9 protein-coding genes are annotated in these 12,414 nt (G+C 48.3%); 8 read left to right on the forward strand and 1 reads right to left on the reverse strand.

Annotated elements, in window-relative coordinates:
- Nucleotides 1-85 precede the first annotated feature (85 nt).
- The gene (locus MHI25_RS07230) at nt 86-949 is read right to left on the reverse strand and encodes an AraC family transcriptional regulator (RefSeq protein WP_143764990.1); all 864 of its coding nucleotides are present in this window, start codon (nt 947-949) and stop codon (nt 86-88) included.
- A gap of 153 nt (nt 950-1,102) precedes the next feature.
- On the opposite strand from MHI25_RS07230, the gene MHI25_RS07235 reads away from it, so the two are divergent.
- From MHI25_RS07235 to sigK (MHI25_RS07270), 8 genes are all read left to right on the forward strand, one after another.
- A complete protein-coding gene (locus MHI25_RS07235) occupies nt 1,103-2,245 on the forward strand; it encodes a DUF2264 domain-containing protein (RefSeq protein WP_340393554.1) in 1,143 nt (380 codons plus the stop codon).
- Nucleotides 2,246-2,318: 73 nt separating this feature from the next.
- Nucleotides 2,319-4,127, forward strand: a complete 1,809-nt coding sequence (locus MHI25_RS07240) for a hypothetical protein (RefSeq protein WP_340395175.1) — start codon at nt 2,319-2,321, stop codon at nt 4,125-4,127.
- Nucleotides 4,128-4,199: 72 nt separating this feature from the next.
- On the forward strand, nt 4,200-5,336 hold the full coding sequence (locus MHI25_RS07245; protein WP_340395176.1) for a glycoside hydrolase family 88 protein: 1,137 nt from the start codon (nt 4,200-4,202) through the stop codon (nt 5,334-5,336).
- 19 nt (nt 5,337-5,355) lie between these two features.
- Complete coding sequence (locus MHI25_RS07250; RefSeq protein WP_340395658.1) at nt 5,356-7,206, forward strand: DUF2264 domain-containing protein; 1,851 nt, start codon at nt 5,356-5,358, stop codon at nt 7,204-7,206.
- Between the two features lie 207 nt (nt 7,207-7,413).
- Nucleotides 7,414-8,115 (forward strand): RNA polymerase sporulation sigma factor SigK, encoded by a 702-nt coding sequence (sigK, locus tag MHI25_RS07255; protein ID WP_036675850.1) that lies wholly within the window; start codon nt 7,414-7,416, stop codon nt 8,113-8,115.
- A gap of 349 nt (nt 8,116-8,464) precedes the next feature.
- Nucleotides 8,465-10,093: a collagen-like protein gene (locus MHI25_RS07260; RefSeq protein ID WP_340395177.1), complete on the forward strand. Its 1,629-nt coding sequence runs from the start codon at nt 8,465-8,467 to the stop codon at nt 10,091-10,093.
- A gap of 68 nt (nt 10,094-10,161) precedes the next feature.
- Nucleotides 10,162-11,730 (forward strand): hypothetical protein, encoded by a 1,569-nt coding sequence (locus MHI25_RS07265; RefSeq protein WP_175617412.1) that lies wholly within the window; start codon nt 10,162-10,164, stop codon nt 11,728-11,730.
- Between the two features lie 72 nt (nt 11,731-11,802).
- Entirely contained in the window at nt 11,803-12,360 is a 558-nt protein-coding gene (sigK, locus tag MHI25_RS07270; protein WP_248547963.1) for an RNA polymerase sporulation sigma factor SigK, read from the forward strand.
- The last annotated feature ends 54 nt before the right edge of the window (nt 12,361-12,414 follow it).

The raw sequence follows: 12,414 nt of genomic DNA on the forward strand, positions 1-12,414 counted from the left end.
GGAAAACAGCGGCCGGAAGTCCAACTATTCACCGCAGTAGCGATTGCATCTTTTTTGAAGAATCCTTGAATTTGAGTTTTAAAGCTCAGCTTCTTTTACTATATTTTCCGGGTGGAATGCCCGTGATGTTCTTGAAGGTACGGATGAAATTGGCATAATCGTTAAAGCCGGACAGATAGCAGGTATCGGATACGGAGTTCCCGGCGGACAAGAGCTGCTTGGATAACGCAATTTTTTTGAGCAAGACGTAACGGTAGATGGTTCCGCCTGTCTGCTGTTTGAACAGATGGCTGAGATAATATTTATCGACGTTCAGTTCTCCAGCGATTTGCTCCAGTGACAGATTTAGATGCAAGTGGTTGTCGATATAGCTCATGGCTGATTGAATATGTGAGGAAATGATGCTGGGCACGGTAGATCGGGTGCGGCTGTACAGCTCATTGATGAGGACGAGGATCTGAACCAGGTAGGTCAGAGCCAGAACTTCACTCCCGTACTGCTGATTCTCTAATGTCTCAATCAGGCGGGAAGCAAGGACTGTATACTCTTCAATCAGCGGTTCATCCATTTGCGCGAGATTATGCTCTCCGGGCTGGCGGTTCTGGAAACAAGCGAGCAGATTTGTAGTTGCGGTACAGAAGGGATAGACAAGTGGAGCTTTGAAATGGATTGTCAACCGTTCATAGGGCTCCGGAGATAAATTGATGATTTTATGAATCTCGTGATTGTTGAACAACAGGACATTGCCCCGCTGCAGGGGATAGCTGAACTGATCTACAAAACCGTTCACCTTGCCGCCCAAGAACAGGAAAATTTCATAGTGGTCATGGATGTGGAAATCCCTGGTAGGTGAGATCGGCGAATTTCCGATACCTGCCAAAATATCTCCATCGAACGGCTCATAATACTGGGCATGCTTCATTGGAACTGCCCCTTTCAGATTGATCACAATATACGCAATAAAACATCATTATTCGCAAAGACATTGCAATAATACAACACTAAACTATAGTAGAAGATTACGCAATATAACAAGATTCAGGCGTTAGGCAAGAGAAGTAGCTGTAGCTGATTAGATGCAATTGAAAGGGTGGAATTGTGCATGAATGGGAAGGAACAGCGTAAATACTGGCTGGATACAATGCTGCTGATCGGGGGGCCTGTGCTGAATGCTTTGGCTGAGCGGAAATTAAAGGAACAGTTGCCTACAAAGTTTCATAGTGACCGGAGCCAGTTTGCCCATTTGGAGGCTTTTGCTAGATTGGCATGTGGAATGGCCCCTTGGCTTGAGCTAGAGGGACTTGAGGGTGAGGAAGAACAGCTTAGAGCGCGTTATGCCGGGCTAATGCTGGAAGCCATTGATGCCGCTGTTGATCCGAATTCACCTGACTATATGGAATTCAAGGCTGAAGGCCAACCGCTGGTAGATGCGGCATTCCTGGCACATGCGCTGGTGCGTGCACCAAAGCAGCTTGCCGGCAAGCTGAGTGCGCGGGTCAAAGGCAATGTAATAACAGCGCTGAAGCAGACACGCCGGACAGCGCCAAGCGGCAGCAACTGGCTGCTGTTCAGCGCAATGGTGGAAGCCGCTTTGTATATACTTGGCGATCCTGAATATGACCGGATGCGCGTTGGTTATGCGGTCCATATGTTCATGGATTGGTATAAGGGCGACGGAGTTTACGGGGATGGCAAGGACTTTCACTGGGATTATTACAACAGCTTTGTTATTCAGCCGATGCTGGTGGATGTGGTAGCACTTTTTGAACAGGAGTCGGAGCAATATTCCGCATTGAAACCGCTGATTCTGGAACGGGCACAGCGATACGCTACTGTTCTCGAACGGATCATTGCACCGGATGGAACCTATCCCTTTATCGGGCGTTCGATCGTTTACCGTTTTGGGGCGTTTCAACTGCTGTCGCAGGCGGCGCTGCAGCATTTTTTGGAGGAAGCATTGCCCCCTGCACAGGTACGCTGCGCTTTGACAGCTGTGATTACGCGAATTATGGAATATCCGGGTACGCTGGATGAGTCCGGATGGCTACGTCCGGGGGTATACGGTTATCAGCCGGAGCTTGCGGAGAGCTATATCAATACAGGCAGTCTTTATTTATGCGCCTCCGTATTCCTCCCGCTGGGGCTGCTCCCTTCTGATCCATTCTGGTCAGGGGAAGAGATGAAATGGACTTCACTAAAAATTGCAGCCGGTGAGGATGTTATGAGAGATCATGCCTTGGAATAAAAAGTATTCAGCCATATTAGTGAAGAATAAGATGCTTCGCGGATCTGACTGACCTTTAAGGAGGAAAAAAGGCATGAATAAACAGATGCTTTTGGAAATAGTGCATGAAATGAAGCCAGTCGATCTGAGCTTGTATTATCCAAAGGGGGATGCGGCTGCTTTTTGGAAACGGGCGTTATCATCGGGAGTACTACAGGCAGATATCAGCGAGATCCGCGCGGAGGCGGTAAGGCTGGACGGGCAGTCTATACCTGAACTGTCGTATACGTTATTTTCCATTTATTCGCGTACGGGTTCGAGGCTGGAATATGAACGGGTCTATTTTGAACGGAGAAGAAGGCTGAATACTTATGTATTTCTGGCTTTGCTGGAGCCGGAACATCCGGAAGTACTGGAGAAGCTGGAGGACATCCTCTGGGCTATATGCGATGAGTACACCTGGTGTCTTCCGGCCCACCTCCCAGCGGATCATAATGCAGCTGATATCAACCGGTATATTGATCTGTTTTCTTCCGAGACCGGATTTACTTTAAGTGAAGTTTTACTTTTGCTCGGGGAACGACTTTCGCAGCTTCTGAGATCCCGAATCCACCATGAAGTAGAGCGGAGACTGTTTCGTCCATTTCTTGAAAATGGTCCTTATGATTGGGAGACAGCGCGGCATAATTGGGCAGCGGTCTGTGCGGGATCAATCGGGGCTGCTGCCTTGCTGTCTGTGGAGGACCCAGCCATGCTTGCGGATATTCTGCTGAGGACAGAGCGCGCCATGTTGTATTACCTGGAAGGGTTCGGTGAGGACGGTGCCTGTCTGGAAGGCCTTGGGTACTGGAATTATGGGTTTGGTTATTTCACTTATTATAGCGATTTGCTCTGTTCCAGAAGCGCAGGCAGACTGGACTGGTTCAAGCAAGAGAAGGTAGCGCAAATCGCGCGCTTCCAACAAAAATGTTTCATTGACGGAAGTCATGTAGCCAATTTCTCTGATTCAGTGCCTCAGGTGCTAGTACATATGGGATTGTCCCATTATCTGGCGGAAGTCTGTACGGATGTCGAACGCCCCCCATCCGCTTTGCGTGCTCCTTACACTGAAGATCATTGCGGCCGCTTTGCACCGGCTTTCCGCAATCTGATCTGGACCAGGGCTGGCAAGGAGGACGAAGCTTGGCGAGCCGCCAGCTATTATCTCCCTGATGCCGTTTGGCTTGTCTCGCGTCATGTGTCGGAGGCGGGTTCATTCGGATTCGCCGCCAAGGGCGGGCACAATGCTGAACCGCATAACCATAATGATCTGGGACATTTCATTCTGAGCGGCCGGGGAGAGATCTACGCATCCGATCTTGGAAGCGGAGAGTATACTGCTGATTATTTTGGGGCTGGCCGTTACCAGTATGACTGCAATGGATCGCAGGGTCATTCGCTGCCGATCATTGATGGCCAGTATCAGCTGGCCGGTCGGGCGTTCAGCTCCACAGTGCTGCATGCATCGGCGGAGGAGAATGATGAGCTGACATTGGATCTGACACAGGCGTATCAGGTAACAGGACTACAGTCCTTAATCCGTTCGTTCGTCTGGCATAAAGAGGAATGTCCACGGCTGGAGCTTACAGACACTTACCGGTATGCGGGAATTCCGGCGTGCTGGACGGAGCGGTTTGTCACCTGGCGTGAGCCTAAGCTCCTTCATCCGGGTACCTTGCTGCTGCCGGGGACTACGGCTCGCGGCGTTGAAGTGACTTACGATTCACTGAAAGTTGAGCCGGAGATTACTGTGCATGTGTACCGGGATCATTTTGGTATGGAGAAGCTCTGGTATAGTCTGGACTTTCATGTGCTTCAGCTTGGCGCGGTGGGCAAACTGGTATTCACTTTTCAATTTCTATAAAAGATGGGCCTGAGCTTATAAAAAGTCCTCTATCAGAGGGTAGAGGCTAATTCGAATAAAGGCGGGATTTAGATGAGTAGATTAGTAAAGCAAGCTTGGGTAGACGAGGCTTGGGGCAAAGCCTTGGAGAAGACTAGAACGAACAGTCGGAGAATCGGTGCAGAATTCCCCCATGCCAGTCAAGGCGGCAAATACGTGCTTGAAGCACCAAACTGGTGGACAGCCGGCTTTTGGCCGGGAATGCTCTGGCAGCTCTATGCTGAGAGTGGTGATGAGGATTTGAAAGCGGTTGCTGAGCAGTGTGAGGAACGTCTTGACGAGGTGCTGGATGGTTATGTGAAGCTGGACCATGATCTAGGCTTTATGTGGCTGTTGACCAGTGTTGCGAACTATAAGCTCACGGGCAGAGAAGCATCACGAGTCCGGGCGTTGAAGGCAGCCAACTATCTGGCGGCCCGCTTCAATCTGAAAGGACGCTACATCCGGGCCTGGAATCCATGGAGTGAAGGCGAGGATAACAGCGGGGTAGCCATTATCGATTGCTGCATGAATACCAGCCTGCTTTTTTGGGCTTCCGAAGTAACAGGGGATCCACGTTATCGGCATATCGCTGAGGCGCATATGGATACGGTGCTGGAGCATTTCATCCGGCCGGATGGTTCGGTTTATCACATCGTCAAATTCAACCCGGAATCGGGCGAAGTGGTTGAAAAGCTTGGCGGGCAAGGTTATGCGCCCGAGTCGGCTTGGTCGCGCGGGGCAGCCTGGGCGCTCTACGGACTGTCATTGGCCTATCATCATACGGGCAAGCAGAGTTATCTTAATGCAGCCAAGCAGGTCGCGCATTTCTTCTTGACCCGTCTGCCCGAAGATCACGTTCCACATTGGGATTTCCGTGCTCCCGGTGAAGTTGGCGAGATTCGTGATAGCTCTGCTGGTTCCTGTGCAGCGAGTGGCTTGCTGTTGTTAGCTAGCCAGGTTGACGACTCGGAGGCTCATGTGTATCGGAACGGGGCTATAAGAATTACAGAATCCCTTTATAGGAATTATGGAACTTGGGACAATGCAGAAGAAGAAGGATTGCTGCTTCATGGTACGAGTAACTATCCTGAGAATCGGAATATAGATGTTCCGCTTATCTATGGCGATTTCTTCTATATAGAAGCGCTAGCCCGGCTAAAAGATGCCGGACCGTTCTACTGGGAATAGGGGGGATATGATGCAGACCATGAAGGCTTCTACTACTATAGCTATGAATCCGCTGAAGACCCGGGAGGATCTGGTCTCTGCTCTTGAACAGCTTACAGATCCGCTTCGGCCGCTCTACAGCAGAGGCGGCGCACGGCTGGCAATCGGCGGAACAGGAGCGAGCTATCCAGCAGCAACTGCAGAAATGGAAGGTTTCTCCCGGGTATTGTGGGGCTTAGTGCCCCTGCTCATGGGAGGCGGAGAAAACGGGCTTTGGGATACTGTGCTGGATGGCATACGCCACGGCACGGATCCTGCCCATGAAGAATACTGGGGTGAAGTTCAAGATTATGACCAGCGTCTGGTAGAGATGGCGGTCTTCGGTTTCGCCTTAGCCGCCATTCCTGAACAGATCTGGTCACCACTTACCCAGAAGGAACAGGAGCAATTGTACAGCTGGCTGAATCAGATTAATTCCCATCCTTGCTATGACTGCAACTGGCTGTTCTTCAACGTGCTAGTTAATGTCGGATTCCGCAGAATCGGCCGACCCTACGACGCGGAGCAGCTAGAGAACAATCTGAAGCGAATGGATGATTTCTATCTGGGTGATGGCTGGTACAGTGATGGAATTAACGGGCATAGCGATTATTATGTTCCTTTTGCCATCCATTATTATGCGCTACTGTACGCGAAGTTGATGGAACAGGAGGACCCGGAACGTTCACAGGTGTTCAAAGAACGGGCCCGGCTTTTTGCCACCGAATTGTTGGGCTGGTTCGCTCCGGACGGATCTGCCCTTCCTTATGGAAGGAGCTTAACCTACCGCTTTGCCCAGTCTGCTTTCTGGAGCGCACTCGTCTATGCAGGCGTTGAAGTATTCCCTGTAGGTGTGGTCAAAGGATTAGTACTGCGCAATTTGCGATGGTGGTTCAGCCAACCGATCTTTGATGCCGGAGGCGTTCTGACGATTGGTTATACCTACCCCAACTTGGTCATGGCGGAGAATTATAACGCTCCCGGTTCGCCCTACTGGGCGTTAAAGACATTCCTGCCATTGGCTCTCAGCGCGGAGCATCCATTCTGGAAAGAAGAGGAACTGCCGCTGCCGGATATTCCTGCAGTTATAGTCCAGAAACCTGCGCATCTTGTCATTGTCCGCGAACCTGCTTCCGGCCATGTCGCTGCCTTCAACAGTGGTCATCTATATACGAATGAACATACCCACACGTCTGCCAAGTATGAGAAATTCGTATACTCAACAGGCTTCGGGTTCAGCGTACCCCGCTCCGAATGGGGATTGTCTCAAGGGGCATTTGATTCCATGTTCGCTCTAAGTGAGAGCGGGGACAACTTGTATCGGGTCAGACGGCGGAATATGGAGTCAAGAATTGTGGACAATGTGCTGCACTCCGTCTGGAAGCCATGGACTAATGTGGAGGTTCGGACCTGGATCGTTGCTGGGCTGCCCTGGCATATTCGGATACACCGGATCGAGACCGGACGACCGTTGGACGCCGCAGAGGGCGGCTTCGCGCTTGGTCAGGAAGCGGGGGTGGAACAGCAGATCGGCCTTACAACCGCGGCAGTATCTACAGCATGGGGAACAAGCGGAGTCAAGGGTTTGATCGGCTACGAAAAGGCTGAGCTAATTTGGCCTAATGCCAACACAAACCTGCTTCATCCCCGGACTGTTTTGCCTACACTGACGACTTTCCTTGAGCCTGGAATCCATTGGCTGGCTTCGGCTGTATACGGTGATCCGTCGGGAGATTCTTGCGGCGGTATTATAGAACAATTACCTGAGTCTATTTTGAAGGTTACTTTTGATAAGGACATCATAAAGGTTCTTACGTCTAGTGAAGCGGAATTTATTATCAAAAGAGAGTGAGAATTACCGCTAACAACATTGTGTTAAAAAGACAAGTAATTGAGTAGAGTATGACTGATTTCTCGTATGAAAAATAAATTTCTGTGGTTGTACAATTTCCCCCGTACAGGCACTTCTAGGCGCACGCCCACATACAATAAGGATGACCATGAACCCGTAAGGCAAACAGATCGGTTTCATTGTACAAGTGCGGGAGGTGTCGCCAAGTTGCCTGGATTCTTAAGCACGATTGCGTTGCTGATCAAAGAACTGACGCTGCTGGTATCATACGTAAGGAATAATGCATTTCCACAACCGCTCTCGGAGCAGGAGGAAAGCCGATACTTAGGGATGATGGCTGAGGGAGATGCCAAGGCCCGCAATTTGTTGATTGAGCATAATTTGCGGCTCGTTGCCCATATAGTGAAAAAATTCGATAACACCGGAGAAGACATGGAGGATCTGATCTCCATCGGCACCATCGGCCTGATCAAAGCTATTGAGAGTTATCGTCCAAACAAAGGAACCAAACTAGCCACATTTGCAGCACGTTGTATTGAAAACGAAATTCTGATGCACCTAAGATCCTTGAAGAAGACTCGTAAAGATGTATCTCTGCACGATCCAATTGGGACAGACAAGGAAGGTAATGAAATTACTCTCATCGATATCCTTGGTTCGGAAGCGGATGATGTCATTAAAGAAGTAGATCTGAAGATCGAAAAGAGTAAGATTTATCGTAACCTTGATATTCTGGATGATCGGGAAAAAGAAGTTGTCGTGGGGCGGTTTGGATTGGATACAGGTGGAGAAGAGCGGACACAGCGGGAGATTGCTAAGGAGCTTGGAATCAGTCGCAGCTATGTATCGCGGATAGAGAAAAGGGCACTGATGAAGCTGTATCATGAGTTTTATAAGGCGAAAAGATAAATTTAAAGTCACAATGCGTTATTTGTTAACAATAGAGCTTTTATAAAGCGACTTGTCTGCGGATAAGTTGCTTTTTCTTTTAATAAACATGCATTTAGAAAGGATAACGATCATGTCACCCTGTTTGCACTATCATTTTGTGTCCATGATTCAGAAGTTTCTCGTCTTTTACCCGATTGGTCGGTTCTCAATTATATGAGTTCAGTCTATATAGTTTAATCAGGGTAGTAATATTTTTGTGGGAATAGAAAATTGTACTCGAACCTAGTGTCCACACCTTGAGATAAAATTTGAATACTCTATGTAGAACATGAACTCTACATACCTTTGAGAAGGAGGGACCAAGTAAATGGCTATTCTATCAACTGGACCGATAGAAAATAATTTGGTCAGTGGTGTAAGGCCAACACAACAGCTGACCATTAAAGCTGATAATACTGACTCTGTTAATGTTGCAAGTATTTTGATTCAGGGTTTCTATCTAAGCGGAATGAGAGCTTTATATGTACTTGAATTAATTAGTTTAAATCCAAATGAAGCAATAACAATGGATTATTTTGCAGACCTAGATGCTTTTGAGTTTGTCTTCACAACGACCGGTTTAGCAGAACAACAAATTGAAATTTCAGTTTGGGGAAAAAATGCCGCGGGACAACTTGTAACTCCTCATCGAATCGTATCTTCTGAATTGTTAGGAGCAAGCACAGGAGTAACCGGAGCCACGGGAGTAACCGGAGCCACGGGTGAAACAGGGACCACCGGCGTCACCGGAGCGACAGGTGAAACAGGGGCAACGGGAGCTACCGGTGTCACCGGAGCAACAGGTGAAACGGGAGCCACGGGTGAAACAGGGACCACCGGCGTCACCGGAGCGACAGGTGAAACAGGGGCAACGGGGGCTACCGGGATCACCGGAGCGACGGGTGAAACAGGGGCAACGGGAGCTACTGGCGTCACCGGAGCGACGGGTGAAACAGGGGCAACGGGAGCTACCGGCGTCACCGGAGCAACAGGTGAGACGGGAGCCACGGGGGCTACCGGGATCACCGGAGCGACGGGTGAAACAGGGGCAACGGGAGCTACTGGCGTCACCGGAGCGACAGGTGAAACAGGGGCAACGGGAGCTACCGGTGTCACCGGAGCAACAGGTGAAACGGGAGCCACGGGGGCTACCGGGATCACCGGAGCGACGGGTGAAACAGGGGCAACGGGAGCTACCGGCGTCACCGGAGCAACAGGTGAAACGGGAGCCACGGGGGCTACCGGGATCACCGGAGCGACGGGTGAAACAGGGGCAACGGGAGCTACTGGCGTCACCGGAGTGACGGGTGAAACGGGGGCAACGGGGGCTACCGGCGTCACCGGAGCGACAGGTGAAACAGGGGCAACGGGAGCCACTGGCGTCACCGGAGCGACAGGTGAAACGGGGGCAACGGGGGCTACCGGCGTCACCGGAGCAACAGGTATAACCGGGGCAACGGGAGCTACCGGGATCACCGGAGCGACGGGTGCAACAGGAGCCACAGGAGCTACCGGCTTCACCGGAGCGACAGGTGTCACCGGTGCAACCGGTACAGGTGGCACATTACAAAACGGACTATTTACTGTTAATGTAGCATCTGTAGTAAATGGGACGGCAATTTCGTATGCGACCTCATTCATTAATGGCGCTAATATTTTGCATCCGTCAAATACGACCTTTGTACTGGCCATAGGACACATTTATTTAATTTCTTTTACTTTCAGGGCAACTAGTTCAGTAAATGGAAATGTTACTGTTACACCAAGATTAAATCTAGTATTTCAAAGTCGTTTTTCAGGCAGATCAGTTACTGGAACTGTAGATGCTAATGTGAGCGTATCTGGTACGTTCTTAGTGGACACTACCTCAACTGCTATTACGTTAGATTTTCTATATAATGGGTCAGCAACAACTACATTTACGGATGGTTCTGTTTCAATAATTCAGGTTCAGTAAAATAGTGAAATGGATTGGAATTTTGATTTACTGTATCCAAAATTTTGAGGCAAAGGAGAATCGAAGATATGGCTATCCTATCAACCGGACCGATTGAAAATAATCAGGTCAGTGGTGAAAGCCCAACACAACAATTGACCGTTAAAATCGAAAATCGTGATTCAGTCAATAATGCGAGCATCATGATCCAGGGATACTACCTAAACGGGACCAGAACGTTATATATACTCGAAACAATTATTATAAGCCCAAATGAGGTAGTAACGAAGAATTATTATGCGAACTTTAGTGCCTTTGAGTTTATCTTTACAACCAGCGGTGTAGCAGAAGATCAAATTGAAATGTCCGTTTGGGGGAAAAATGCTTCAGGGCAACTTGTAACACCTCACCGTATCGTATCTTCAGAATTGCTAGAAGCAACAAGTACTATCGATCCTAATGCAACCATAGTGGGAGTAGGGCCAAATGTTAGCTCTCAATTTAGCGAATTAAGAACAAGTGAAAAAACCCCGATTATTGAACTGACCTCGGTATATGGATTATCTAATCTAAGAGATGTTGTTGCCACACTGGGCAGTGCTACAGTTGGAAATACCAACACGGAGTTTCAGTTAACTACGACAGCATCGGGCGGAGATATTGCCATCCTCCAAAGTTCGGAGAGAGGAAGGTATGAATCAGGTCTAGCTGCCGAAGCAGGTATAGGCATCCGTTTACCGGTTGCGCCGACAGGAAGCCAAGTGGTGAGATGGGGTGCTTTTGACGATCAAAATGGCTTATTCTTTGGTCAGAGTGTAGCGAATGGAATATTTGTAGCAATTCGAAGAGCAAGTGTTGACACTGTAATTCCTCAAACATCCTGGAACGCAGATAAATTAGATGGAACGGGGCCAAGCGGGATAACGCTTAATTTATCGGAAGGTAACATTTTTCAAATGGTATTTACTTGGTATGGGTATGGAGTCATTGAATTTAGAGTAGTGCTTCCCAATGCTACGACTTTAGCACAAGAAGTAATTACAGTTCACCGGTTCTCACCTAGCGGGCAGACAAGTCTTGCTGATCCTAATCTTCCCCTGCGTGCAGAAATATTTAATAATGGCACAGCAGCTGAACTCAATTTATTTGTTGGAGGAAGACAATATAGTATTTTAGGCAAATATAATCCAGTCTTCAGGGTAACTTCCGAAAGAAGAACAGTAACTGCGTCAGGAACCCTTACACCTGTTTTGTCCTTTCAAAGAAAGGAGATTTTCCCGCCAGGTTCAAGTAGAGCAAATTCAGTCAGTGTAAAACTCGAAGCGATTGATCTTGTAACTTCCGAAGATATTTACTATCAACTCATACTCGGTGGAACGATTGATGGAGCTTTTACAAACTTCCCAACTGTGACTACTAATATCCCCTCTTCAGAGACCGCTCTTCTAGTTAATAATACTCTAACGACAATATCAGGCGGTCAGGTCCTATTACAAGGGTTAGCAGCTGGAGCTGGAGGTATGGCTCGAATTTCAGCATCTGCTTCATTATTGGATTTCCAATTGCCTGATAATGAATTTGTCTCACTGGCTGTAGCAAATTTAAGCGGCGCTACTAATTCTGTTACTGCTACTTTTAGCCTTACAGAAGAATGGTAATTAATGATGCCATCTTTATCTGGTTAGGTTGCAATGAAAAGATGGAGACTAACTTGGCGGATATCTAAATAAATCTTAAGCACAGAATCGCGTAATAATTTGACATCGTATCGTGTCCACAACCTCAAGAAATTCGATAACACTGGGGAAGACATGGAGGATCTGATCTCCATCGGCACCATCGGCCTGATAAAAGCTATTGAGAGCTATCGTCCGAACAAAGGAACCAAACTAGCCACATTTGCTGCTCGTTGTATTGAAAACGAAATCCTGTTGCACCTGCGTTCGCTCAAGAAAACACGTAAAGACGTATCCCTGCATGATCCAATTGGAACGGACAAAGAAGGTAATGAAATTACTCTCATCGATATCCTTGGTTCGGAAGCGGATGATGTTATTAAAGAAGTGGATTTGAAGATCGAGAAGAGTAAGATTTATCGTAATCTTGATATTCTGGATGACCGGGAAAAAGAAGTTGTGGTTGGGCGGTTTGGATTGGATACAGGCGGGGAAGAGCGGACGCAGCGGGAGATTGCTAAGGAGCTTGGCATTTCGCGGAGTTATGTTTCGAGGATAGAAAAAAGGGCGCTCATGAAGCTGTATCATGAGTTTTATAAGGCTAAGCGGTGAGACTGATGACAATTACACAGTAATAATCCATTAATAATAAAACTTGAAAAGCGA

This window comes from Paenibacillus sp. FSL E2-0177 (genome assembly GCF_037992975.1).
GTDB lineage: Bacteria > Bacillota > Bacilli > Paenibacillales > Paenibacillaceae > Paenibacillus_AQ > Paenibacillus_AQ odorifer.